Source organism: Pseudomonas sp. KH_046_2 (assembly GCF_057838985.1).
Map to the genome: position 1 here is coordinate 6,127,850 of NZ_CM174480.1, position 24,957 is coordinate 6,152,806.

The 24,957-nt window shown below is 58.1% G+C and carries 25 protein-coding genes; 19 read left to right on the top strand and 6 right to left on the bottom strand.

All coding sequences use genetic code 11. The features are described 5' to 3' along the window. Positions 1-22 precede the first annotated feature (22 nt). Positions 23-745: a ribonuclease PH gene (gene rph / locus AC3IX1_RS28020; RefSeq protein WP_007975179.1), complete on the bottom strand. Its 723-nt coding sequence runs from the start codon at positions 743-745 to the stop codon at positions 23-25. Positions 746-1,013: 268 nt separating this feature from the next. Here rph and AC3IX1_RS28025 point away from each other — a divergent pair, with 268 nt between their 5' ends. The 6 genes from AC3IX1_RS28025 to AC3IX1_RS28050 all read left to right on the top strand — a co-directional run bounded on the left by AC3IX1_RS28025 (position 1,014) and on the right by AC3IX1_RS28050 (position 6,317). After that, positions 1,014-1,877: a YicC/YloC family endoribonuclease gene (locus AC3IX1_RS28025; RefSeq protein WP_008047081.1), complete on the top strand. Its 864-nt coding sequence runs from the start codon at positions 1,014-1,016 to the stop codon at positions 1,875-1,877. A 12-nt stretch (positions 1,878-1,889) separates the two neighbouring features. Then, complete coding sequence (gene gmk / locus AC3IX1_RS28030; RefSeq protein WP_046038947.1) at positions 1,890-2,510, top strand: guanylate kinase; 621 nt, start codon at positions 1,890-1,892, stop codon at positions 2,508-2,510. 167 nt (positions 2,511-2,677) lie between these two features. Then, on the top strand, positions 2,678-2,941 hold the full coding sequence (gene rpoZ, locus AC3IX1_RS28035; RefSeq protein WP_007921129.1) for a DNA-directed RNA polymerase subunit omega: 264 nt from the start codon (positions 2,678-2,680) through the stop codon (positions 2,939-2,941). Between the two features lie 57 nt (positions 2,942-2,998). Continuing rightward, positions 2,999-5,104, top strand: a complete 2,106-nt coding sequence (gene spoT, locus AC3IX1_RS28040; protein WP_489386565.1) for a bifunctional GTP diphosphokinase/guanosine-3',5'-bis pyrophosphate 3'-pyrophosphohydrolase — start codon at positions 2,999-3,001, stop codon at positions 5,102-5,104. Positions 5,105-5,127: 23 nt separating this feature from the next. Further along, entirely contained in the window at positions 5,128-5,508 is a 381-nt protein-coding gene (locus AC3IX1_RS28045) for a RidA family protein (RefSeq protein WP_489386566.1), read from the top strand. Positions 5,509-5,576: 68 nt separating this feature from the next. Next, the gene (locus AC3IX1_RS28050) at positions 5,577-6,317 is read left to right on the top strand and encodes a hypothetical protein (protein ID WP_489386567.1); all 741 of its coding nucleotides are present in this window, start codon (positions 5,577-5,579) and stop codon (positions 6,315-6,317) included. Positions 6,318-6,444: 127 nt separating this feature from the next. Here AC3IX1_RS28050 and AC3IX1_RS28055 read toward each other — a convergent pair whose 3' ends face one another. Beyond that, the gene (locus AC3IX1_RS28055) at positions 6,445-7,302 is read right to left on the bottom strand and encodes an SDR family oxidoreductase (RefSeq protein WP_489386568.1); all 858 of its coding nucleotides are present in this window, start codon (positions 7,300-7,302) and stop codon (positions 6,445-6,447) included. Between the two features lie 188 nt (positions 7,303-7,490). Between AC3IX1_RS28055 and exbB the strand changes: the two genes are divergently transcribed. The 6 genes from exbB (at position 7,491) to AC3IX1_RS28085 (ending at position 14,321) form a co-directional block, all read left to right on the top strand. Next, the gene (exbB, locus tag AC3IX1_RS28060; protein WP_489386569.1) at positions 7,491-8,462 is read left to right on the top strand and encodes a tonB-system energizer ExbB; all 972 of its coding nucleotides are present in this window, start codon (positions 7,491-7,493) and stop codon (positions 8,460-8,462) included. 6 nt (positions 8,463-8,468) lie between these two features. Beyond that, positions 8,469-8,897 carry a TonB system transport protein ExbD gene (exbD, locus tag AC3IX1_RS28065; protein WP_007989589.1) on the top strand — a complete coding sequence of 143 codons (429 nt, stop codon included), beginning with the start codon at positions 8,469-8,471 and terminating at the stop codon, positions 8,895-8,897. Beyond that, positions 8,894-9,643, top strand: a complete 750-nt coding sequence (locus tag AC3IX1_RS28070) for an energy transducer TonB family protein (RefSeq protein ID WP_489386570.1) — start codon at positions 8,894-8,896, stop codon at positions 9,641-9,643. Before exbD ends, AC3IX1_RS28070 begins: the two co-directional genes overlap by 4 nt. 181 nt (positions 9,644-9,824) lie before the next feature. After that, on the top strand, positions 9,825-10,754 hold the full coding sequence (locus AC3IX1_RS28075; RefSeq protein WP_008000272.1) for a hydrogen peroxide-inducible genes activator: 930 nt from the start codon (positions 9,825-9,827) through the stop codon (positions 10,752-10,754). A gap of 9 nt (positions 10,755-10,763) precedes the next feature. Continuing rightward, complete coding sequence (gene recG, locus AC3IX1_RS28080) at positions 10,764-12,839, top strand: ATP-dependent DNA helicase RecG (RefSeq protein ID WP_489386571.1); 2,076 nt, start codon at positions 10,764-10,766, stop codon at positions 12,837-12,839. Between the two features lie 78 nt (positions 12,840-12,917). Then, entirely contained in the window at positions 12,918-14,321 is a 1,404-nt protein-coding gene (locus AC3IX1_RS28085; RefSeq protein WP_489386572.1) for an aminoacyl-tRNA deacylase and HDOD domain-containing protein, read from the top strand. 142 nt (positions 14,322-14,463) lie between these two features. On the opposite strand, the gene AC3IX1_RS28090 is transcribed toward AC3IX1_RS28085, so the two are convergent. Beyond that, positions 14,464-14,835 (bottom strand): hypothetical protein, encoded by a 372-nt coding sequence (locus AC3IX1_RS28090; RefSeq protein ID WP_046038928.1) that lies wholly within the window; start codon positions 14,833-14,835, stop codon positions 14,464-14,466. 536 nt (positions 14,836-15,371) lie between these two features. On the opposite strand from AC3IX1_RS28090, the gene AC3IX1_RS28095 reads away from it, so the two are divergent. The 5 genes from AC3IX1_RS28095 to AC3IX1_RS28115 all read left to right on the top strand — a co-directional run bounded on the left by AC3IX1_RS28095 (position 15,372) and on the right by AC3IX1_RS28115 (position 21,390). Continuing rightward, the gene (locus tag AC3IX1_RS28095) at positions 15,372-16,781 is read left to right on the top strand and encodes a DUF2130 domain-containing protein (protein ID WP_489386573.1); all 1,410 of its coding nucleotides are present in this window, start codon (positions 15,372-15,374) and stop codon (positions 16,779-16,781) included. 49 nt (positions 16,782-16,830) lie between these two features. Next, on the top strand, positions 16,831-18,015 hold the full coding sequence (locus AC3IX1_RS28100) for an SIR2 family protein (protein ID WP_489386574.1): 1,185 nt from the start codon (positions 16,831-16,833) through the stop codon (positions 18,013-18,015). Then, positions 18,012-19,784 carry an ATP-binding protein gene (locus AC3IX1_RS28105; protein ID WP_489386575.1) on the top strand — a complete coding sequence of 591 codons (1,773 nt, stop codon included), beginning with the start codon at positions 18,012-18,014 and terminating at the stop codon, positions 19,782-19,784. The genes AC3IX1_RS28100 and AC3IX1_RS28105 overlap by 4 nt, the downstream gene beginning before the upstream one ends. 8 nt (positions 19,785-19,792) lie before the next feature. Continuing rightward, positions 19,793-20,005, top strand: coding sequence for a KTSC domain-containing protein (locus AC3IX1_RS28110; RefSeq protein ID WP_489386576.1), 213 nt, complete (start codon positions 19,793-19,795; stop codon positions 20,003-20,005). A gap of 989 nt (positions 20,006-20,994) precedes the next feature. Further along, complete coding sequence (locus tag AC3IX1_RS28115) at positions 20,995-21,390, top strand: DUF6124 family protein (protein ID WP_489386577.1); 396 nt, start codon at positions 20,995-20,997, stop codon at positions 21,388-21,390. 89 nt (positions 21,391-21,479) lie between these two features. Here AC3IX1_RS28115 and AC3IX1_RS28120 read toward each other — a convergent pair whose 3' ends face one another. The 3 genes from AC3IX1_RS28120 to AC3IX1_RS28130 form a co-directional block, all read right to left on the bottom strand. Beyond that, positions 21,480-21,755 (bottom strand): HU family DNA-binding protein, encoded by a 276-nt coding sequence (locus AC3IX1_RS28120; protein WP_489386578.1) that lies wholly within the window; start codon positions 21,753-21,755, stop codon positions 21,480-21,482. A 194-nt stretch (positions 21,756-21,949) separates the two neighbouring features. Further along, on the bottom strand, positions 21,950-23,098 hold the full coding sequence (locus tag AC3IX1_RS28125) for an NAD(P)/FAD-dependent oxidoreductase (protein WP_489386579.1): 1,149 nt from the start codon (positions 23,096-23,098) through the stop codon (positions 21,950-21,952). 18 nt (positions 23,099-23,116) lie between these two features. Continuing rightward, positions 23,117-23,287 carry a rubredoxin gene (locus tag AC3IX1_RS28130; RefSeq protein ID WP_007995385.1) on the bottom strand — a complete coding sequence of 57 codons (171 nt, stop codon included), beginning with the start codon at positions 23,285-23,287 and terminating at the stop codon, positions 23,117-23,119. 199 nt (positions 23,288-23,486) lie between these two features. Here AC3IX1_RS28130 and AC3IX1_RS28135 point away from each other — a divergent pair, with 199 nt between their 5' ends. After that, positions 23,487-24,050: a chorismate--pyruvate lyase family protein gene (locus AC3IX1_RS28135; protein ID WP_057712730.1), complete on the top strand. Its 564-nt coding sequence runs from the start codon at positions 23,487-23,489 to the stop codon at positions 24,048-24,050. Next, a complete protein-coding gene (ubiA, locus tag AC3IX1_RS28140; protein ID WP_489386580.1) occupies positions 24,050-24,940 on the top strand; it encodes a 4-hydroxybenzoate octaprenyltransferase in 891 nt (296 codons plus the stop codon). The genes AC3IX1_RS28135 and ubiA overlap by 1 nt, the downstream gene beginning before the upstream one ends. Positions 24,941-24,957: the final 17 nt, after the last annotated feature.

The following is a 24,957-nucleotide window of genomic DNA, read 5'->3' on the forward strand; positions in this document are numbered from 1 at the left end:
CTCCTTGCCTGGAGCAGTCCGGTCAGTCGGCCAGTGCGGCCTTTTGCAGTTCGAAGATCTCGTTCATGCCTTTCTTCGCCAGTTCCAGCATGGCGTTCAGCTCTTCAGGCTGGAACGGCGCGCCTTCGGCAGTGCCCTGGACTTCGATGAAACCGCCAGCGCTGGTCATCACCACGTTCAAGTCAGTCTCGGCGGCCGAGTCTTCCAGGTAGTCGAGGTCGAGCACAGGCTCGCCCTTGTACATGCCCACGGAAACGGCAGCGATCATCTGCTTGACCGGGTCGCCGCCTTTCAGGCCGCCACGCTTCTTGATCACTTTCAGGGCATCGATCAGCGCAACCATGGAGCCGGTGATCGAAGCGGTGCGGGTGCCGCCATCGGCCTGGATCACGTCGCAGTCGACGTACAGGGTCACGTCGCCCAGCTTGGTCATGTCCAGCGCCGCGCGCAGGGAGCGACCGATCAGACGCTGGATTTCCAGGGTGCGGCCGCCTTGCTTGCCACGGCTGGCTTCACGCTGGTTACGCTCGCCGGTAGCGCGCGGCAGCATGCCGTACTCGGCGGTCAGCCAACCCTGGCCCTGGCCTTTCAGGAAACGCGGTACGCCCGGTTCAACGCTGACGGTGCAGATGACCTTGGTATCGCCGAACTCGACCAGCACAGAACCCTCGGCGTGTTTGGTGTAGTTGCGGGTGATGCGGATCGAGCGGAGCTGATCGGCAGCGCGACCACTTGGACGTATCATAGGGAATACCTGTACTGGGGACGGAAAACTGCGGAGCATTATAGAGCCGACGGCCGCCACTGGGCACTTCTAAAAAAATCCGCCGACGACCGAGGGCTCTGCACCGCGCGTCGGTGCAGGCCTGCCGCTCTTTGTCACACCGTGTGTTTGGGCGCATCCGCGTCACTGCGCTACAATCCTGCGCCTTTGCTGCCAGTCGGCTTTAATTCATTGATATCGGATTCCCGGAACCTCGGTTCTGTGCCGATCTGCCTTGCGAGGTACCTCCATGGTGCACAGCATGACCGCCTTCGCCCGCGTCGAGAAAGCCGGCGTCCAGGGCACCCTGAGCTGGGAACTGCGCTCGGTCAACAGCCGCTACCTGGAACCCCACCTGCGCCTGCCGGAATCCTTCCGCGACCTCGAGGGCGCAGTTCGTGAAGCCCTGCGTCAGGGTGTATCGCGGGGCAAGCTCGAATGCACCCTGCGCTTCACCGAAGAGAACACCGGCAAGGCGCTGCAAATCGATCAGGAGCGCGCCGCGCAACTGGTCGCCGCCGCCGAGACCATCGCCAGCCTGATCAAGAACCCGGCAGCGCTGAACCCGCTGGAAGTCCTGGCCTGGCCCGGCGTACTGGTAGGCGACGCCACCGACCCGCAAGCCTTGAACGCCGAAGCGCTGGCCCTGTTCAACCAGGGCCTCAAGGAACTGAAGGCCGGCCGCGAGCGCGAAGGCGCGGAGCTGGCGCGGCTGATCAACGAGCGCCTGAGCTCCATCGAAGAAGACGTGGTAACCCTGCGCGAACTGGTTCCGCAAATGCTCGCCACCCAGCGCCAGAAAGTCCTCGACCGTTTCGCCGACATGAAGGCCGAGATGGATCCGCAGCGCCTGGAGCAGGAAATGGTCATGCTCGCGCAAAAAAGTGACGTCGCCGAAGAACTGGATCGCCTGAGCACTCACATCATCGAAGTTCGCCGGGTGCTCAAATCCGGCGGCGCCGCCGGTCGGCGCCTGGACTTCCTGATGCAGGAACTCAACCGCGAAGCCAATACACTGGGCTCCAAAGCCTTCGACCCGCGCAGCACCCAGGCTGCGGTCAACCTCAAGGTGTTGATCGAGCAGATGCGCGAACAAGTGCAGAATATTGAGTAAGGCTACCCCGACATGACACACAGCACCGGCACCCTGTACATCATTTCCGCCCCTTCGGGCGCGGGCAAGAGCAGTCTGGTCAAGGCCCTGACCGACGCAAATCCGGAGATCCGCGTCTCGGTCTCCCACACCACCCGCGCCATGCGCCCCGGTGAAGTGAATGGCGTGAACTATCACTTCGTCGACCGCAGCGAGTTCGTGAAGATGATCGAGCACGGGGATTTCCTCGAGCGCGCCGAAGTGTTCGGCAATCTCTACGGCACTTCGCAAAGCCACCTGCAGCAGACCCTGGACGAAGGCCACGACCTGATTCTGGAAATCGACTGGCAAGGTGCCGAGCAAGTGCGCAAGCTGATGCCTCAGGCCCGCTCGATCTTCATTCTGCCGCCGTCATTGCAGGCCCTGCACCAGCGCCTGACCAATCGCGGCCAGGACAGTGACGAAGTAATCGACGGCAGGATGCGCGAAGCCGTCAGCGAAATGAGCCACTACGTCGACTACGACTACCTGATCATCAACGACGATTTCGCCCACGCGCTGCACGATCTGAAGGCGATTTTCCGCGCCAATCAGCTGATTCAAAAGCGTCAGCAGCAGCGTCACGGCAAATTGCTGGCTGAATTGCTCGGTTAATCAGCTCTTCCCAAAACCGCTGCAAGGGCTTTACATTGGCACTTGTAGCGCGTTGAAGGGCTTGGTCAAAAAATCAGCGCTTCCCTAAACGCTGGTGATTTTTTAAACTGTCGAGTCCGCTCGCCCATCCGGGCAGCGCGCATATTGCATTTGCTACGAGGAAGACCATGGCCCGCGTAACCGTTGAAGACTGCCTAGAACACGTGGATAACCGCTTTGAGCTGGTCATGCTCTCTACCAAGCGTGCCCGTCAACTGGCCACCGGCGGCAAAGAGCCGAAAGTAGCATGGGAAAACGACAAGCCTACCGTCGTCGCCCTGCGTGAAATCGCTGAAGGCCTGATCGACTACGCAGCTATCGCCGAAGCCGAAATCGTTGAAGATGAACCGCTTTTTGCTGCATTCGAGGACGAGTCCAACGAGGCCGTCTAAGCCTATGCCTGGTCGACGTAGCACGGCGCGGGATAAAAGCTTACGGCAGGAGATATCATGCCGAGCATAGACGCCCTCGCCGATCGCTTATCGACCTACCTCGGCAAGGACCAGGTCAACCTGGTCCGCCGAGCGTATTTCTACGCCGAACAAGCCCACGACGGCCAACGCCGCCGTAGCGGCGAGGCGTACGTCACGCACCCACTCGCGGTTGCGAATATTCTTGCCGACATGCACATGGACCATCAGAGCCTGATGGCCGCGATGCTGCATGACGTGATCGAAGACACCGGTATTGCCAAGGAAGCGCTGCAAGCGCAGTTCGGCGAAACCGTGGCCGAACTGGTCGACGGGGTCAGCAAACTGACCCAGATGAACTTCGAGACCAAGGCCGAGGCACAAGCCGAAAACTTCCAGAAAATGGCCATGGCCATGGCCCGCGACATTCGCGTGATCCTGGTCAAGCTGGCCGACCGCCTGCACAACATGCGCACGCTGGAAGTGCTGTCCGGTGAAAAACGCCGGCGCATCGCCAAGGAAACCCTGGAAATCTATGCGCCCATCGCCAACCGGCTGGGCATGCACGCCATCCGCATAGAATTCGAAGACCTCGGCTTCAAGGCCATGCACCCGATGCGTTCCGCGCGGATCTACCAGGCGGTCAAACGCGCCCGGGGCAACCGCAAGGAAATCGTCAACAAGATCGAAGAATCCCTCAGCCACTGCCTGGCCATCGACGGCATCCAGGGCGAGGTCAGCGGTCGGCAGAAACACCTCTACGGTATATACAAGAAAATGCGCGGCAAGCGTCGGGCCTTCAACGAGATCATGGACGTCTATGCGTTCCGGATCATCGTCGACAAGGTCGATACCTGCTACCGCGTGCTTGGCGCTGTTCATAATTTGTACAAACCGTTGCCGGGGCGCTTCAAGGATTACATCGCGATCCCCAAGGCCAACGGCTATCAGTCGCTGCACACCACGCTGTTCGGCATGCACGGCGTGCCGATCGAGATCCAGATCCGCACCCGCGAAATGGAAGAGATGGCCAACAACGGCATCGCCGCCCACTGGCTGTACAAATCCAGCGGCGATGAACAGCCAAAAGGCACCCATGCCCGCGCCCGCCAGTGGGTCAAAGGCGTGCTGGAAATGCAGCAACGCGCCGGCAACTCGCTGGAATTCATCGAAAGCGTGAAGATCGACCTGTTCCCGGACGAGGTCTACGTGTTCACGCCCAAAGGCCGGATCATGGAGCTGCCCAAGGGCTCCACGGCGGTCGACTTCGCTTACGCGGTGCACACCGACGTGGGCAACAGCTGCATTGCCTGCCGGATCAACCGCCGTCTCGCGCCGCTGTCCGAACCGCTGCAAAGCGGCTCCACGGTCGAGATCGTCAGTGCTCCCGGCGCGCGGCCGAACCCGGCGTGGCTCAACTTCGTCGTCACCGGCAAGGCACGCACGCACATCCGCCATGCACTGAAACTGCAACGCCGCTCCGAATCCATCAGCCTCGGCGAACGCCTGCTGAACAAGGTCCTCAACGGTTTCGACAGCACGCTGGAGAAAATTCCGGCCGAACGCGTCAAGGCGATGCTCGTCGAGTACCGCCTCGAGCTGATCGAAGATTTGCTGGAAGACATCGGCCTGGGCAATCGCATGGCCTATGTGGTGGCCCGCCGACTGCTGGGCGAAGGCGAACAGTTGCCAAGTGCAGAAGGCCCGCTGGCGATTCGCGGCACCGAAGGCCTGGTGCTCAGCTACGCCAAGTGCTGCACACCGATCCCGGGCGACCCGATTGTCGGCCACCTGTCCGCCGGCAAAGGCATGGTCGTGCACCTGGACAACTGCCGCAATATCAGCGAAATCCGCCACAACCCGGAAAAATGCATCCAGCTCTCATGGGCCAAGGATGTCACCGGCGAATTCAACGTCGAGCTACGCGTCGAGCTGGAACACCAGCGCGGCCTGATCGCCCTGCTCGCCAGCAGCGTCAACGCCGCTGACGGCAACATCGAGAAAATCAGCATGGACGAACGCGATGGTCGCATCAGCGTGGTCCAGTTGGTGGTCAGCGTGCACGACCGTGTGCACCTGGCCCGCGTGATCAAGAAACTGCGCGCCTTGACCGGGGTGATTCGCATCACCCGCATGCGTGCCTAAGCCCTCATTACAAGGAGTCCTACATGACCAAGACTGTTATCACCAGCGGCAAGGCCCCGGCCGCCATCGGTACTTACTCCCAGGCGATCAAGGCTGGCAACACCGTTTACATGTCGGGTCAGATTCCCCTGGACCCAAAAACCATGGAACTGGTTGAAGGCTTCGAAGCCCAGACCGTCCAGGTGTTCGAGAACCTCAAGGCCGTGGCTGAAGCCGCTGGCGGTTCGTTCAAGGACATCGTCAAGCTGAACATCTTCCTTACCGACCTGAGCCACTTTGCCAAGGTCAACGAGATCATGGGCAAGTACTTCGACCAGCCTTACCCTGCCCGCGCCGCCATCGGCGTAGCAGCCCTGCCAAAGGGTTCGCAGGTTGAAATGGATGCCATCCTGGTCATCGAGTAATGCGTACGGCGCAGCCTCGGGCTGCGCCGACTGCTCTGCTGTAAAGAATGCTTGAAAGGATTCCACCCATGCGCAACGCGCTTGCTCTCTCGCTGCTCGCCCTGTTCCTGGGCGGATGTGCCAGCAACCCTGCCGACCGAGATATCAGCGGCACCTGGATCAACCAGGTGGCGATCGATGCTGCCGCCAAAGGCGTCCCCCTGCGTGAAGCGCTCCAGGCCTATGGCCCGAACCTGGAATGGGACATCAACACCAAGGCCGGTCAGGCCCGCTACACCAACGGTTTTGAAAATGTCGACGGCAAGCTGCTGGGTGAACAGTCCGGCGCCTGGAAAGTCGACTTCTATGGCAGCTCGGCCAGTGAGCTGAAGCGTGACGGCAAGCAACTGAGCCAGTCCGCCAGCGACAACGAGCCTGAGCAAGTCTTCGACCGCGTACAGATCCAGGTACCCGATGGCGCACCGATGGGCGCCAGCTTCGAACGTGCGCTGTATTCCGCCTACATGGGCGGTGGCTGGACAATCGTCAACGGCCCGGGCGAAGGCAACACGGTTCAATTCCAGGCCGACGGCCAGGTGACCGGCCTGCCAGGCAGCGACCGCTATGCGTTGTGCCTGGCCGGCGACTGCGCCTCCATGAGCGGCGGCAATGACAATATGTGGCTGCAACAAAATGGCCAGGGCAACGCCTGGATCTTTGCACGCAAGGGCAAAGAGCTGGAGATTTTCCAGACCGTGAACACGGCGCAGGCAGACGAGATGCCCCAGTACACGCCGGGCGATCGCAAGTGGTTGCTGGAAAAGCAATAAGCAACGCGTAACCCATGTAGGAGCGAGCCTGCTCGCGATGGCGATGTAGCAGTCAACGAGGATGTTGAATGTTATGACCTCATCGCGAGCAGGCTCGCTCCTACAGTTGCTTTAGGGTGACTGTAAGTCAGCAGCGCCCTTCAATGATCGCCGCATACCCCTCGCGAAAACTCGGATACTTCGGCGTCCAGCCCAACGCCTTGGCCCGCGCATTACTGCAGCGCTTGCTGCCAGTGCGACGCACGCTGTCGTCATCGGCCCACTCGGTCACACCCAGATACTCACGCAACCAGCCCACCACATCGGCCAGCGCTGCCGGCGCGTCATCGACGCCGATGTAGACATCATCCAGCGCCACCCCACGCCGATCCGCCTCAAGCAGGCACGCCATCAATCCTGCGGCGTCGTCGGCATGAATCCGATTGGCATACAACGGCGGATCAGTTACCACGCGATACCCCCGACGAACCTGAGTCAGCAGCCACTCACGGCCCGGACCATAAATGCCGGTCAGACGCACGATGCTCGCCGGAATGCCGCTCTTGAGGGCAAGTTGCTCGGCTTCGAGCATCACACGCCCGGAATAGCCCGCCGCCACGGCCGGTGAGGCCTCGTCGACCCATTCGCCGTTCTGCTGACCGTAGACACTGCTGCTGGACACGAACAACAGGCGATTGGGCACCTGCCCGTAGTCGTCCAGCCACTCCAGCACATGCTCCAGGCCCTGGACATACGCAGCGCGGTAACCGGCTTCGTCGTGATCGGTGGCCGCCGCGCAATACACCAGGTAATCCACGGCGCCGATTGGCCAAGTGTCCGGGCAGTCTTTGTTGAACAGGTCACCAGCCACGCCGATGACGCCCTTGGGCAGACGTGAAACGTCGCGTCGCAGGCCATGGACCTCCCACCCCGCCGCCAGCAATTGTGTGGCCAGGCGGCTGCCGACATCACCGCAGCCGGCGATCAAAACAGTAGGCGCAGACATCAGAAAACTCCCATCGGAAAGCCACAGACTAGCGCCAGCAATAGACAGGCGGCTAGCAATGCAGGAAAAAAAGAGACGCTATTACTTTAGTTAACAAGAATTAATTGCAATAATGCCTCCCCACTTTTGTTCTCGGCCTTCGAGGCCTGGAAGAACATCACCCGTTTTTTCTCTCAGGTCCGGCCAGCATGACACGCAATCAATTCTCCGCTTCGCCAACCAAACGACCTCGCGCCTGGAGCGCGGTGGCCGCCCTGCTCCTCAGCCTGATGCTCGCGCCAGTCGCCGCTTTCGCCGATGCCCAGACGCCAGCCACACCAGCCGCCACCGCACCTGCTCCGGCCGGTCACGCCGCCCCGGCCGTTGCTCCGGTCGCGACCGATCCGGCCCAGGCCGCACCGGCAGAAACGCTGGGTGAAGACGTCCCTGAAGTCCTCGAAGCCGACAACACCCTGGGCATGGCCCATGACCTGTCGCCGTGGGGCATGTACAAGAATGCCGACATCATCGTGAAAATCGTGATGATCGGCCTGGCCATCGCCTCGATCATCACCTGGACCATCTGGATCGCCAAGGGTCTTGAGCTGATGGGCGCCAAGCGTCGTCTGCGCGGTGAAATTGCCCAACTGAAAAAATCCGCCTCCCTCAAGGAAGCCAGCGCCACCGCGGCGAAGGAAGGCACCCTGGCCAACCTGCTGGTACATGACGCCCTCGAAGAGATGCGCCTGTCTGTCAACAGCCGCGAAAAAGAAGGCATCAAGGAACGCGTCAGCTTCCGTCTTGAGCGCCTGGTCGCGGCCTGCGGTCGCAACATGAGCAGCGGCACCGGCGTGCTGGCCACCATCGGTTCCACCGCGCCGTTCGTCGGTCTGTTCGGTACCGTCTGGGGCATCATGAACAGCTTCATCGGCATCGCCAAGACCCAGACCACCAACCTCGCAGTCGTCGCTCCCGGCATCGCCGAAGCCCTGCTGGCTACCGCTCTGGGCCTGGTTGCAGCGATTCCTGCCGTCGTGATCTACAACGTCTTCGCCCGCTCCATCGCCGGTTACAAGGCTCAGGTGTCCGACGCGTCGGCACAGGTCCTGCTGCTGGTCAGCCGCGACCTCGACCACCAGCCTGAGCGCAGCTCGCAACCGCACATGGTGAAAGTGGGGTAATCGGCCATGGGCCTGCATTTGAAAGAAGGGGCAGACGACGATCTGTCCGAAAACCACGAAATCAACGTCACGCCGTTCATCGACGTGATGTTGGTGCTGCTGATCATCTTCATGGTGGCGGCTCCGCTGGCCACCGTGGACATCAAGGTCGACCTGCCCGCCTCCACCGCCAAACCGGCGCCGCGGCCAGAGAAACCGGTGTTCCTCAGCGTCAAGGCTGACCAACGCCTGTTCCTCGGTGAAGACGAAGTGAAGGCCGAAGCACTCGGCGCCACCCTCGACGCCAAGACCCAGGGCAAGAAAGACACGACGATCTTCTTCCAGGCCGACAAAGGCGTGGATTACGGCGACCTGATGAGCGTGATGGACAACCTGCGCTCTGCCGGTTACCTGAAGGTCGGTCTGGTCGGACTCGAGACGGCAGCCAAGAAATGATCACGACGCGCCATAAGCTGACGCGTTACAGCGGTAGTCTGGCAGTGGTGCTGGGCGTTCACGCGCTGGCCATCGCGCTGGCGCTGAACTGGTCCGCCCGTCCGCCCATCGAATTGCCCCCTCAGGCAATGCTGGTCGAACTGGCACCGGTTCCTGCCCCGCCACCGCCTGCTCCGCCGAAGGTCGTCACCCCTGTGCAGCCACCGGCTCCGGTTGAAGAACTGCCGATACCCAAGCTCGCTGAAGCGCCGAAAGCCGAAATTGCCGTGCCCAAGCCGGTCAAACCCAAGCCGAAGCCGCAGCCGCCCAAACCGGTAGAGAAGAAGCCCGAACCGCCGAAGGAAAAACCGGCTGAAGAAAAACCGGCCGAAACCCAGCAGACTCAGGCACCGACGGAGAAATCCGCCCAGCCCGCGCCGGGCCCATCGCCGGCTCAACTGGCGGCCAAGGCCAGCTGGCAAGGCACCTTGCTGGCGCATCTGCAGAAGTACAAAAAGTACCCTGCAAGTGCCCAGGCGCGGGGCAAGGAAGGCATGAACCGTCTGCGTTTCGTCGTGGATGCCGAAGGCAATGTGTTGTCGTTTGAGCTGGTAGGCGCCTCGGGCACTGCCGATCTGGACCGGGCCACCCTGGAAATGATCCGCCGCGCTCAACCGCTGCCCAAGCCACCGGCCGACATGCTGACCAATGGCTCCATCGAAATTGTTGCACCGTTTGTGTATTCGCTGGAAAAACGCCGACGCTGAAAACCGCTGAACCATTGTAGGAGCGAGCTTGCTCGCGAATGAGACGAACGATAACGCTTGAAGCCTGACACCCCGGGGGCGATCTCAGGTTTTTCGCGAGCAAGCTCGCTCCTACGTCTGATAACGTGCGTCTATCGATTGCAGCCGGTATGCTTGGCCCGCAACTACATGGACGCTAGCTATGACCCTCACAGAATTACGCTACATCGTTACCCTCGCCCAAGAGCAGCACTTCGGCCACGCGGCCGAGCGTTGCCACGTCAGCCAGCCGACCCTGTCGGTGGGCGTGAAAAAGCTTGAAGACGAACTCGGTGTGCTGATTTTCGAGCGCAGCAAAAGCGCCGTGCGCCTGACGCCGGTCGGTGAAGGCATCGTGGCCCAGGCCCAAAAGGTACTGGAACAGGCCCAAGGCATCCGCGAACTGGCCCAGGCCGGCAAGAACCAGCTGACCGCCCCACTCAAGGTCGGCGCGATCTACACCGTCGGGCCGTACCTGTTTCCGCACCTGATTCCACAACTGCACCGGGTCGCCCCGCAGATGCCGTTGTACATCGAAGAAAACTTCACCCACGTGCTGCGCGACAAACTGCGTAACGGCGAACTCGACGCGATCATCATCGCCCTGCCGTTCAATGAAGCCGACGTGCTGACCCTGCAACTCTACGACGAGCCGTTCTACGTGCTGATGCCGGCCCAGCACCCGTGGACGCAAAAAGAGTCCATCGACGCCAGCCTGCTCAACGACAAGAGCCTGCTGCTGCTTGGCGAAGGCCACTGCTTCCGTGATCAGGTGCTGGAAGCCTGCCCGACCCTGACCAAAGGCAACGACGGCGCCAAGCACACCACTGTGGAATCCAGTTCGCTGGAAACCATTCGCCACATGGTCGCCTCGGGCCTCGGGATTTCGATCCTGCCGTTGTCGGCAGTCGACAGCCATCACTACGCCCCGGGTGTGATCGAGGTGCGTCCGTTGTCGGCGCCCGTACCGTTCCGCACCGTGGCCATTGCCTGGCGCGCCAGCTTCCCGCGCCCGAAAGCGATAGAAATCCTCGCTGACTCCATTCGCCTGTGCTCGGTGGCCAAGCCAGCGACGCAAGTCGCTGCGGGCTAAGCAACGGTCATGAGCGAGTTGTCGCAAGTGTCGGTGACGGCACTCAAGGGTGTCGGTGAAGCCATGGCCGAGAAACTGGCCAAGGTCGGCCTGGAAAACCTCCAGGACGTGTTGTTTCACCTGCCCCTGCGCTATCAGGATCGCACCCGTGTCGTGCCGATCGGCGCACTGCGGCCCGGGCAAGATGCGGTCATCGAAGGCACTGTCAGCGGCGCCGATGTGGTCATGGGCCGGCGGCGCAGCCTGGTGGTCCGGTTGCAGGATGGCACCGGGGGCTTGAGCCTGCGGTTCTACCATTTCAGCAACGCGCAGAAAGAAGGCCTCAAACGCGGCACGCGAATTCGCTGCTACGGCGAGGCGCGGCCCGGTGCTTCGGGGCTGGAGATCTACCACCCGGAGTACCGCGCCATCACCGGCGACGAACCGCCGCCAGTGGATGAAACCCTGACCCCGGTCTATCCGCTTACCGAAGGCCTGACCCAACAGCGCTTGCGCCAGTTGTGCATGCAGACCCTCACCCTGCTCGGCCCCAGCAGCCTGCCCGACTGGCTGCCGAACGAACTGGCCCGGGACTACCAACTGGCACCGCTGGCCGATGCGATCCGCTACCTGCACAACCCGCCCGCCGATGCCGATGTCGATGAACTGGCCCTCGGTCATCACTGGGCACAGCACCGTCTGGCTTTCGAAGAACTGCTGACCCATCAACTGTCGCAACAGCGACTGCGCGAAAGCATGCGCTCCCTGCGTGCGCCGGCGATGCCCAAAGCCACGCAACTGCCTGCCAAATACCTGGCCAACCTCGGCTTCAGCCCAACCGGTGCCCAGCAGCGGGTCGGCAACGAAATCGCCTACGACCTCAGCCAGCACGAACCGATGCTGCGGCTGATCCAGGGCGACGTCGGCGCCGGCAAAACCGTGGTCGCCGCCCTTGCCGCGCTGCAAGCGCTGGAGGCCGGTTATCAGGTCGCGCTGATGGCGCCCACCGAGATTCTCGCCGAGCAACACTTCATCACCTTCAAGCGCTGGCTCGAACCGCTGGGCATTGAAGTCGCCTGGCTGGCCGGCAAGCTCAAGGGCAAGAACCGCGTCGCCGCACTGGAGCAAATCGCCAGCGGCACGCCGATGGTGGTCGGCACCCACGCGCTGTTCCAGGACGAAGTGCAATTCAAGAACCTGGCGCTGGTGATCATCGACGAACAGCACCGTTTCGGCGTACAGCAGCGTCTGGCCTTGCGGCAGAAAGGCGTCGGCGGGCGCATGTGCCCGCACCAGTTGATCATGACCGCCACGCCGATTCCGCGCACGCTGGCCATGAGCGCCTACGCCGACCTCGACACCTCGATCCTCGACGAACTGCCTCCCGGCCGAACCCCGGTCAACACCGTGCTGATCACCGACACCCGACGGGTCGAAGTCATCGAACGGGTGCGCAGCGCTTGCGCCGAAGGGCGCCAGGCCTATTGGGTGTGCACGCTGATCGAAGAGTCGGAAGAGCTGACCTGCCAGGCCGCTGAAACCACCTTTGAGGACCTCACCGCCGCCCTCGGTGAGTTGAAAGTCGGGCTGATCCACGGCCGCATGAAGCCTGCGGAAAAAGCTGCGGTGATGGCCGAGTTCAAGGCCGGCAACCTGCAACTGCTGGTCGCGACCACGGTGATCGAAGTGGGCGTGGACGTGCCCAACGCCAGCCTGATGATCATCGAGAACCCCGAGCGCCTGGGCCTGGCGCAATTGCACCAATTGCGCGGCCGCGTCGGCCGGGGCAGCGCCGTCAGCCATTGCGTGCTGCTCTACCATCCGCCACTGTCGCAGATCGGCCGCCAGCGCTTGGGCATCATGCGCGAAACCAACGATGGTTTCGTCATCGCCGAAAAGGATCTGGAGCTGCGCGGCCCCGGTGAAATGCTCGGTACCCGGCAAACCGGCCTGCTTCAATTCAAGGTCGCCGACCTGATGCGCGATGCCGACTTGCTGCCCGCCGTGCGGGATGCCGCCCAGGCATTGCTCGAGCGCTGGCCGACCCACGTCAGCCCGCTGCTCGACCGATGGCTGCGTCATGGCCAACAATACGGCCAAGTGTGACAACCGTCACGGTTTCTGAGGCGTGGCCCCAAGCAAGCTGGTTATACTCCTGCCATTGTTTAAGTATGGATACAGACCATGACCGAAGTTGCCTTCGCACCCGACACCCCGCACGCTCCGTCGGTTATTCGGCTGATGCTGGGCAAGTTGGGCATTGCCTACGAAGAAGTGCTTGACCGTCACGGCCTCAATGCCGCGCGCAAAGTGCAGGCCGTTCTGCTGGATGACAGCGTAGGCGTATTGATGGTGCTGTTCCCGCAGAGCCAATTGCTGGACCTCAATCGCCTCACTGAACTCACTGGTCGCCGCCTCGCCGCCGTACCCATCGAACGCCTGAAAAAAATGCTCGGCAAGCACAACCTCAGCTTGCTGCCAGGCCTGCCGGCACTAACCAGTTCACCGTGCCTGTACGACGAAAGCCTGCTGCGCGAGCCGAAGTTGCTGATCAACTCCGGTGAGCCGGGCGTGCTGCTGGAAATCACCAGCGAAGACTTCAAGGCGACCATGCTGACCAAGGCCAGCGCCGCCAACTTCGGCGAAAACCTGACCAGCATCCGCCCCAACCTCGACCGCCCCGATGATGACCGCGAGGAAATCACCCAGGCCGTCCAGGCGTTCACCGCACGGCGCATCCAGCAGCGCCTGGAAGCGACCATCGAAATTCCGCCGCTGGCCGAAACCGCGCAAAAAATCATCAAGCTGCGCGTCGACCCCAACGCCACCATCGACGACATCACCGGCGTGGTCGAAACCGACCCGGCGCTGGCCGCACAAGTCGTGAGCTGGGCGGCATCGCCGTACTACGCCTCGCCGGGCAAGATCCGCTCCGTGGAAGACGCGATCGTCCGGGTGCTGGGCTTCGACCTGGTGATCAACCTGGCGCTGGGCCTGGCCCTGGGCAAAACCCTGAGCCTGCCCAAAGACCACCCGCAACACTCCACCCCGTACTGGCAGCAATCGATCTACACCGCCGCCGTCATCGAAGGCCTGACCCGCGCCATGCCGCGCGCCCAGCGCCCGGAAGCCGGCCTGACCTATCTCGCCGGTCTGTTGCACAACTTCGGTTACCTGCTGCTGGCCCATGTGTTCCCGCCGCACTTCTCGCTGATCTGCCGCCACCTGGAGGTCAACCCGCACCTGTGCCACAGCTTTGTGGAACAACACCTGCTGGGCATCAGCCGCGAACAGATCGGCTCGTGGCTGATGCGCTTCTGGGACATGCCTGAAGAGCTGGCCACCGCCCTGCGCTTCCAGCACGATCCACACTACGACGGAGACTTCGCTGAGTACCCGAACCTGGTGTGCCTGTCTGTGCGCCTGCTGCGCAGCCGAGGCATCGGCTCCGGCCCCGACGAAGACATCCCCGACGCCCTGCTCGAACGCCTTGGCCTGAGCCGCGATAAAGCCAACGACGTGGTCAGCAAAGTCCTCGAGGCCGAAGTGCTGCTGCGCGAACTCGCCTCACAATTCACTCAAGGCTGAAAAGCAATCGCGAGCAAGCCACACTCCCACATGGATCACCTGAATCCTGTAGGAGCGGGCTTGCCCGCGAAGGTCGTCAACGATGACGCGTGCATCCTGGATAAACGCGGGGTACTTGAGTTTCTCGCGAGCAAGCTCGCTCCTACGCCTTCTTCGGCTTCAAATACTTGGTCAGCCCCTGGAACCAGATCACCAGCGCCGGGTTGCCCTTGATCTGAATCGACTTGTCCTGAATCCCCGTCATAAACGCCAGTTGCTTGTTCTTCGCCTGCATCGTGGCAAAGCCGTACGCGGCGTCTTTAAAGGCAATCGCAAACGCAGGCTCGGCATGCACACCCGATTGGCTGGTGATGCGCTGGTCTTTGACGCGGAATTGCCGCGCCACTTTCCCGTCCAGGGTCTGCAGCTGAAACACCAGATCCTTGTCACCCAACTGCTGCTGAAACGCCGGATTGGTCCGGCTGGCCTTACCCATCAACAAACCCAGCATCCACAGCAGAAAACGAAATTTCATGCGCACAGCCTCAAGAGAAAAATGAACGGCTGGCGCAGTGTAACGGCTTCGAACGAGAACGCCACTGTTGCGTATCGTTAGAGGGAGATGATGTTATTTTTGACGCCGATGACTACCAAGTCACGGAAAAAATAGAGTGATGTAGTCGCTTCCAGCAGGATGCTTCTGCCGGCAGAAATCGACCCACAGCAGATATTGCCAGTCTCAATTACTCCATGCCGGCAGTAGCTGTACGTAGAACTTTCATTGACTCGACCTGGATTATTTAGTGAACAGTCTCGCTAACGAACTGTTCCGCTGCATTCCCCTATGAATACGGTGTACGGAGGTTGCTTGTACCATTCCGCCTAGCGCGCCTTGATGGCACGCGGCCATGTGCTACAGTCGAGAGGAAGATGATGGGCTCAGGGAACTTGGTAACGGTCGTCCTGGGGCTTCGACACGCAGACAAGCGAACCGCGCAAGCCCGAAGCCCGAAGCTGGAATCCGGGTCGTAGGTGTCAGGAAAACTCAGGAAACTGCACGGAGGCGAAAGCATGCATGAGATTATCTGTCCGCATTGTGCAAAGGCATTCAAAATTGATGAGGCTGGATACGCAGATATTCTCAAACAGGTTCGAGATACCGATTTCGAGAAGCAGCTGCATGAGCGACTTGAACTGGCTGAACAAGAAAAGCGAAACGCCGTTGAGCTAGCGATCGCCAAGGCCGCTAGCGAAATGCAGAAGTCAGCGACAACCAAGGATGCAGAAATTCAAGAGCTGCGGTCTAGGATTGAAACTGAAGAGGTCGCGCGAAAACTCGCCGTCAATGAGGCGCTAAGTGCTGTAGAGAAAGAGCGTGACACGCTTGCTTACGAGCTTGAGCAGGCACGCCGCGAACAAGAATCTGCTTCAAAGTTGGCTGAAGCGAAGCTTCTAAATGAATTGCAGAAGACAGCAGCGACCAAAGACTCTGAAATTCAGGAATTGAAATCCAAGCTCGAGTCTATAGAAATCGGCAAAAAGCTTGCGATTACGGAGGCCATTAGCTCTGTCGAGAAAGAGAGAGATAAGCTGCAAAGTGGCCTCGAAAAAGCCGAACTAGAAAAACAGCTTGCAGAAAAATCGCTCAAGGATAAATACGAAACTCAGATCAAAGATCGTGATGATGCAATCGAACGTCTCCGAGATATGAAAGCGCGCTTATCGACCAAGATGGTTGGTGAAACCCTCGAGCAGCACTGCGAAACAGAGTTCAATCGTATTCGAGCCACAGCCTTTCCAAAGGCATACTTCGAAAAAGACAATGATGTACGAAGCGGAAGTAAAGGGGACTATATATTTCGCGATTCGGATGAGACAGGAATAGAGATAGTTTCCATCATGTTCGAAATGAAGAATGAGAATGACCGTACTGCAACTAAAAACAAGAATGAAGATTTCCTAAAAGAGCTTGATAAAGATCGCATTGAGAAAGGGTGCGAGTACGCTGTGCTGGTTTCGCTTCTGGAACCTGAAAGTGAGCTATACAACACTGGAATCGTTGATGTTTTTCACCGCTTTCCAAAAATGTACATTGTCAGACCCCAGTTCTTCATTCCAATCATAACGCTGCTGCGAAATGCAGCAATGAACTCCCTAAAATACAAATCTGAGCTTGCGCTTATGAAGGCGCAAAACATCGACATCACAAACTTCGAATCTGAGCTTGATACGTTTAAATCAGCATTCGCAAAAAATTATGACCTGGCCTCAAAGCGATTTCAAACGGCGATTAGTGAAATTGATAAGTCAATCGACCATCTCCAAAAGACGAAGGAGGCATTGCTAGGTACCGACCGAAACCTTCGTCTAGCGAACGACAAGGCGCAGGATGTTACGATAAAAAAACTTAACCGCGGCAACCCAACCATGGCTGCGAAATTTTCCGATCTCAAAAGCGACGCCGCAAGCCCGGGAAAATAAAATTTCTGCGATCAACCCGGGATCGTCGAATTAATATATTAGGTAAAAAATGGAAAATACCTCGCACAACCCCGACCAGCACATGTTTGGATTTCGACAGCTCGCTACAAATGGAAGAAAGAGGATAGGGCTACTGATCGGTGCAGGGGCGCCTGTTAGCATCAACGTAGGTGGGACAGGAAACTGGAAACCGTTGATACCAAATATCGCCGGCCTTGAGAAAATTGTGTTAAGCGAACTGTCGGGAAGTCAACGGGAAGTCTACAGTCAAATAAAATCCTCATTTCCAGACTCAAACCTCGAGAAGGTGCTGTCACGCGTCAGAATGCTTGCAGAGGTTATTGGCGATGGTAAGGTTTTTGATTTTACGGAAAAAGACTTTTCCGATCTATCCGAAGCTATATGCAACTCGATTCGGGAAGTGGTTGCGCAGGACTTACCATTGGGTACAAATCCATACTCTGAACTTGTATCGTGGATTAACGGTATTAATAGAAAGTATGCGGTTGAAATTTTTACAACAAATTATGATCTTTTAATTGAAAATGCCTTGGAGCGGGCTCGAACACCTTATTTTGATGGGTTCAGCGGATCCAAGAGTGCTTTTTTTGATCCTTCAAGCATTTCAAAAAATGATCTTCCGCCGCGTTGGGTAAGGCTTTGGAAGCTTCATGGCTCCATTGGCTGGGAGTCAAATGCTAATGGAGAGGTTATACGTGTGCCGGATTCAAAAAACGCCAATATGGTTTATCCATCGCACATCAAGTACGATCAAACACAAGCAGCCCCATTTTCTTCTCTATTTGAACGTTTGAAGAACTTCATCCTTGAGCCTGACACATTAATTTTAAGCGCCGGATTTTCTTTTGCAGATGCCCATATTTCATCGCGGCTGCTTGAGTGCCTAATGGCTAACCCCACCGCCGCATTATTTGCTTTTCAGTTTAATGGTCTGGCAGATGAAAAGGCCGCCAAGGAATTGGCGCTAAAGTGCCCAGGAATAAGTGTTTTTTGTAGCGATGGTGCAGTGATCAATGGAGTGGAAGCAAAGTGGAAAATCGGTACCCCTCCAACCAAGAACTGGCATGAAATTCGAGCAGAATACTATAAAGATAATAAATTCTTACTTGGTGACTTCCTACGACTAGCTCGTTTTCTGGCGACTGCGGGTAGTGACATATCTCAAGATGCAGTTCCTCCTGTATCCCAGGAAGTGCAAGAGGAGATGGTATGACAACCATCCAACCAATGTTTCTGGGCCTTGTAAGCGCCGTCTCAAGCTCTTCGGTAGCCGTTGACCTCGCTGCCTCAGTGGAGTCTGGAATTGTCGTTCTGGAAGGACGCAATTATCGAATCGGGCAAGTCGGAAGCTTTGTGAAAATTCCTTTAGGGTATAACCACCTCTACGGAGTTATTTCCGAATCTAGCGAAACCTCAACTGTCGACGCCGATTCAAAAATGTCTTCCGAGAGAAAATGGATCAAAGTGGAGCTAGTGGGAGAATCCATCGGCGGAAATTTTGATCGAGGCATAAGCGAGTACCCAAGCATCGGCGACCATGTTCATTTTGTCGTCGAAAGCGACCTGAAATTAATTTTCAGAAAGCACTTAAATAGTCACTTCCAAGTTGGCCGCCTATCCAGTTCGGAAGGAATTGAAATAAGCTTGGATCTGGATAAGCTTGTCGCTCGCCATTCTGCAATTTTGGGGTCTACCGGATCTGGGAAGTCAACCAGCACGGCAAGCATTCTTCGGTCGATGGTGATCAAGCCTGATGGATCCCCCTTACCATCTGCGAGAGTTTTGCTGATAGACATTCACGGCGAATATGGTCCAGCACTTAGCGATGTCTCCAAGACCTTTTCAATCATGCCCTCAGGCGAAAATCAGCTTTACATACCGTTTTGGTGCATCTCGCCTGATCAGCTTATTGATTTTCTTTGCAATAACCCAAACGACTCTCAGCGATCACTTTTCATGGATAAAACCGTTGATGAAAAAAGACTTAGCGTCGTTGAGAATGATATACCAAATATAGATGTGGATAAGATAACAAGTAATACACCGCTTCCTTATAGATTAAAGAAGATATGGTATGACCTTTGTCATGAGGACGGTGTTAATTACAGTGATCTTGCCATGACTACGCCAGCATATTCTCCTGACGGGGAGGGGGCTTTTGAAGATTTGATCGCCCCTAAATTTCTCCCTCCTGGGGCTGGCCCATCCCTACCGAAGAAGGGCGGAACTGGGGCAATGAAGAGGCAGCTTGATTTGATGAAGTCAAGGCTGCTCGATACGCAATACTCGTTCTTGCTGGAGCCAGGCGATTGGAATCCAGACAAAGAGGGCAAGATCAATAAAGATTTAGATGGACTATTGGAAGATTGGCTAGGGCATGATAAGCCAATAACGATATTTGATTTGTCCGGCATGCCCTCGGCACGGTTGACGCTTCTTTTGGGTGCAGTCCTCGATATTATTTTTGAGTCAGCCATTTGGGGGAGAAATGTCACTGAGGGGATGCGTGAGCGCCCCCTTCTTATCGTCCTTGAAGAAGCCCATCGTTATCTTGGGAAGTCAGAGAATGGACACTCAAAAGAAATGGTACAGCGGATTGCTAAAGAAGGTCGAAAGTTTGGGGTCGGCGCCATGATTGTTAGTCAGCGTCCATCCGAAATAGATGAAACTATTTTATCTCAGTGCGGAACAATTATATCGCTACGCATAAATAATTCGACGGATCGTGGAATAGTTAAATCAGCTATGTCTGATGGCTTGGCCGGGATTGTTGACTCACTACCCATCCTTAGAACTGGGGAAGCCATTATAGTGGGGGAAGCAGCACAACTCCCTACCCGGTGCAGGTTCAATGTTTTGCCAGATGATAAATACCCCAATAGCGGAGATCCTAAAATTGGCGAAAAGTGGAACTCTGCGCGCAGTAACGAAGATTATTCCAAGCTCGTTAGGGCGTGGAGAAACCAAGATAGTACGCAATAGGAGAAATCATGGAACGTGTATCTGTTAGCTCATCAAATATCGCCTCTGTTGGACATGACGAGTCATCGCAGATTCTCGAAGTTGAGTTCTTGAACGGATCAATGTACGAATATTACGACGTACCTGAACATGTCTACCAGGAGTTGATAACCGCATCTTCCGTGGGGGGCTATTTCGCGCAGCGGGTAAAAAATGTGTACGGCTTCTCTCGTGTTGGATAGGGCTGTTACATGATGTAGGGTTTTTTGGCTTGAATTTCGTGGATCACGCTTTGTTCAGAGGAGGCTCGCGTCGCAATGCGAACCTCCTCGATGAATCATGGCTCTCGATCACTGATCTTTACGATTTGACTTAGTAAGAATGCGCACCAACCTTTTAGGTTAGTCAAAATAATCCACGCTCAGCAAACGATACTGTGGATTAACAACCGGGATACACCTATGCCATTTCGGATAGGCGTCAACGCCGGCCGGCATGATCCGCCTCGTGCGGAGGGGCTGCGCTTCGTTATGTCGCTGAGCGCTGCGCGTAGTTGGAGGCCCCAGGGTGATAACGTTTTGAGGTTGTTCTGAGTGAATCTCACGGAAATTTTTACGTTATTGGCCGGTTGTGCAATGGTGACTCTGCTTTAGCCAATGAAAGGTGTTGGATCTGAATCACCCAAAATTTCGTAGGCACATCGGGCGACCGAAGTTTATGGAGATTAGCCCCCAGACGGAGGCTGGCTTCTGGCCGTTTGCTGCCTGTTTATATCACTGCAGCAGTGTGTAGCTCATTGTCGATCATGAATATGGGGCATGACGGTCGAATTCGATTTGATTCCCAGTGATACTCAATGCAAATGGGTGTTTAAGGAGAGTGCGACTTCGTCTCTAATCCCCCTCAACCTTCTCAGACATTTCCTTCGAAATGCCGAGCCCTCCATGAACTAGGCACCCTCCACATCCGCAGCTAACCTCTGCCAGCCACCGCAAAAAACGGTGACACGGACGTGCAAGTCCGGTACATATCGCCGCGCAACTGCCTCGCAAATCTTTGAGCATAAACATGCTTTTGGGATCGCTATATGGCGGCTGTGCGTGGGAGGTCCCTTTGGGGTCTGCCGGGGTCCGATATGCCCGGTCTTGCACACCTGCGTACGGCTGCCACCAACATTCGAATGCAAGCGAAACGGTGTCAGTCCCTTACCTACACATATCGGGATACACCAATGATTAAGCCAACACCTAATCCGCCAGAAGATCCGGCCACATCCCCCTACGAATCCCTCGATTCCAAAAAACTCCACGAAGCCGCCGAACGCGCCCTAGATCACTATCTCGCCCCACCAAAACAAACACCAACGAAACGCAGCGGCCAACTCTTCAGTGTCTGCCCAGACATCAACACCGAAGCACTTCTGGCCAACGCTTCGGAAGATCTGCTGTCCATCAGCGCCATCGCCGCTGACCTGGCCGATGACGTAGACGGCTCACGCCGCTCAGTAGCCTTGGCGATCAGTCGCGTGGCGGAGGGGGCGCATTTGCTGGTAGAGCGGGCGCTGGATCATCTGGATGAGCCGGAAGTGGCGGCGATTCTCGCCAATCAACAAAGCGGGTTTGGCTGACTCGCCACCCACAAAAAATGGGCACCCAACCCTGGTTGGCGTGCCCATTTTTTATTCCACTCCCCCGCTGCGCGGGAGGTGAACACGGATTACGGATTAACGCTGTCTTTCAACGATTTGCCTGGCTTGAACGCAACGGTGTTGCTGGCCTTGATTTTGACGGGCTCACCGGTTTGCGGGTTTTTGCCGGTGCGGGCACCGCGATGGCGTCGCAGGAAGGTGCCGAAGCCCACCAGCGTCACGCTTGATCCTTGGTGCAGGGCACCGGTGATTTCTTCAAGAACGGCGTTGAGAACGCGGTTGGCTTGTTCTTTGGTGAGGTCTGCTTTTTCAGCAATGGCTGCTGCGAGGTCTGGTTTACGCATGTGAGTGAAGCCCCTTTGACGGTTTGTTGTTGTTATGTCCGTGCTGCTCTCTGCGGAGCAGCGCCAAAAGCGCCGCAGGTGCTCTACTCTGCGGCAGACGGGAGTGAGGATGGCACGCAGTGAGGCCCCGCGCCAGTATCGGCGCGGCCATTGTTAGGGCAAAAGGGGGGTGATTCCGACAGAACGACCGGTATTTACGCCAACAGGGCCGGAAGCTCTTTGTTCAGGGCCAGTTTTTCCATCACGGCGGCACCGGTGAGGGCATAACCGAGCAGCTTGCCCGCGGCATCGCGGCATAAAACCTTGATGTCGGCGCCCTGCCCTTCGACTGTCCAGATGCCCTCTGCACCCCGTGGCGGCGGGGACACCACCAGCGGGCAGACCGGGGTCTTGACGGTGATTGGCATCGGGCCATAGGTGACAGCGGTCGGGTTGCCGGCCAGGGTTTGCACCAACGCCCTTGCACAGCTCATCAGGGGCATCACGTACAGCAGGTTCAGCCCGTCGACCTCGGCGCAGTCGCCCAGGGCGTAGATGTTGGCGTGGGAGGTCTTCAGCTGCCGATCGACCATGATGCCGCGATTGACCTGCAAACCGGCCGCAGCCGCCAGGTCGACGCGCGGGCGCAGGCCAATGGCCGAGACCACCACATCACACGGGATCACCTGGCCATCGGACAGGTGCGCTTCCAGGCCGTCAGCCACGCGTTGCAGGCGGTTGAGCACCGGGCCGAGGTGGAAGCGCGCGCCGAGGCTTTCGAGGCCAGCCTGCACCGCAGCGGCGGCCGCCGGGTGCAACAGGGTCGGCATGACTTGTTCGCACGGTGCAACCAGTTGCACTTCGTAGCCGCCCAGGGTCAGGTCGTTGGCAAACTCGCAGCCGATCAGGCCCGCGCCGAGAAGCAGCACACGGCGCTTGCCGGCCGCCGCCGCACGGAAGCGTGCGTAGTCTTCCAGGTCGTTGATCGGGAATACGCAGTCTGCCGCGTCGCCTTCAATGGGCACGCGCACGGTTTCGGCGCCCCAGGCCAGGATCAGGTCGCGGTAGATCACCGCTTCTTCACCGATCCACAGGCGCTTGTGGCCCGGGTCAATGCCGCTGATGCGCGTGTGGGTGCGTATTTCGGCCTTGAGCTGCTCGGCCATGGCGCCGGGTTCGGCCATGCTCAGGCCGTCGGCATCCTTGTTTTTGCCGAAGCCGGTGGAGAGCATCGGCTTGGAGTAGGAGCGTCCGTCATCGGCGGTAATCAGCAGCAGCGGGGTTTCGCTATCGAGTTTGCGAAACTCGCGGGCCACGTTGTAGCCCGCCAGGCCGGTGCCAATGATTACGACAGGTGCGTTCATTCCTTACTCCTCAATTATTCAGGCAGCGATTTCGATCATTTCAAAATCCATTTTGCCCACACCGCAGTCCGGGCACAGCCAGTCTGCCGGGACGTCTTCCCAACGGGTGCCCGGCGCAATGCCGTCATCCGGCCAACCGTCGGCTTCGTTGTAGATCAGGCCGCAGACGATACATTGCCACTTTTTCATCAGGTACTTCCTCAGGGTTCAGGCGTTTTGCCGGCCGGACGGTCGATGGTTGCAGCACTGCCGTCCAACTCAGCGCGTTTTGTACTGATCGGGGCCGTCGGATGCAAGCCTGTTCGGCGCAACGGCAGGCCATTTCAATCGATATCGGCGGCTGACATGTTAAGCTCGCCGCCTCATTTGCTGCCAATAATGACTCATTGTGCATCACACAGAATCCCCCTCTCCAGCTCCTCTCTGGCTCTCGCGCAGCGAACTGGCGCCCCTCCCCGATGCCTCCACCCTCGACTGGCTGTTCGATGAAGGCTCGCTGACCAGACGTCTGATTCATCTGTCGAATGACGCTTTCAGCGTCTCGCCGATGTTCGAAGGCTGGCAACCCCTGCGCGCCGACGAATGCGCAGCGCTGGACCTGGCCGATGGCAGTGAGGGCTGGGTGCGTGAGGTGTATTTGCGCGGTCATGGCCAGGCGTGGGTGTTTGCGCGCAGCGTGGCGTCACGCAGTGCCTTGCAAGGCGACGGCTTGCACATGGACGAACTGGGCAGCCGCTCGCTGGGCGAATTGCTGTTTTGCGATCAGGCCTTCCAGCGCCGGGCCATCGAGGTTTGCCATTATCCGCAAGCGTGGCTGCCCGCCGAGGTGCAATCGCCTGGGCTGTGGGGCCGTCGCTCGCGCTTCGACCGAGGTGCCTTGAGCGTTTTGGTGGCCGAAATATTCCTGCCTTCCCTGTGGGACGCCGCCTGCGCCCAATCGGAGAACCGTTGATGTACCAAAGCCTGCTCAAGTCCTTGAACCGCTTGAACCCTCGGGCCTGGGATTTCATTCAGCTGACCCGCATGGACAAGCCGATCGGCATTTACCTGCTGCTCTGGCCAACACTGTGGGCGCTGTGGATTGCCGGCAAGGGTTCGCCGTCCCTGGCCAACATTGTGATTTTCGTCCTTGGCGTGGTGCTGACCCGCGCCGGCGGCTGCGTGATCAATGACTGGGCGGACCGCAAGGTCGATGGTCATGTGAAGCGTACCGAGCAGCGGCCGCTGGTGAGCGGCAAGATCAGTTCCAAAGAGGCGCTGGTGTTCTTCGCATTGCTGATGGGCGTGAGTTTCCTGCTGGTGCTGTGCACCAATGCCGCGACCGTTTGGCTGTCATTGGGCGGCCTGGCGCTGGCGTTCAGTTACCCGTTCATGAAGCGCTACACCTATTACCCGCAAGTGGTGCTGGGCGCCGCATTTTCGTGGGGGATGCCGATGGCGTTCACCGCAGAAACCGGTGAACTGCCGGCAGTTGCATGGCTGCTGTGGATCGCCAACCTGATGTGGACCGTGGGTTACGACACGTATTACGCGATGACCGACCGCGATGACGACCTGAAAATCGGCGTGAAATCCACGGCAATCCTGTTCGGCGACGCGGATCGGGCAATCATCCTGACCCTGCAAGGGCTGGCGCTGGGTTGCCTGTTGCTGGCGGGTTCGAAGTTCGACCTTGGTGGCTGGTTCCACCTCGGATTGCTGGCGGCCGCCGGCTGCTTTGCCTGGGAGTTCTGGTACACCCGCGACAAGGACCGCATGCGTTGCTTCAAGGCGTTTTTGCACAATCACTGGGCGGGGTTGGCGATTTTCGTCGGGATTGTGCTGGACTACGCGTTGCGTTGACCGTTGAAAAGATCGCA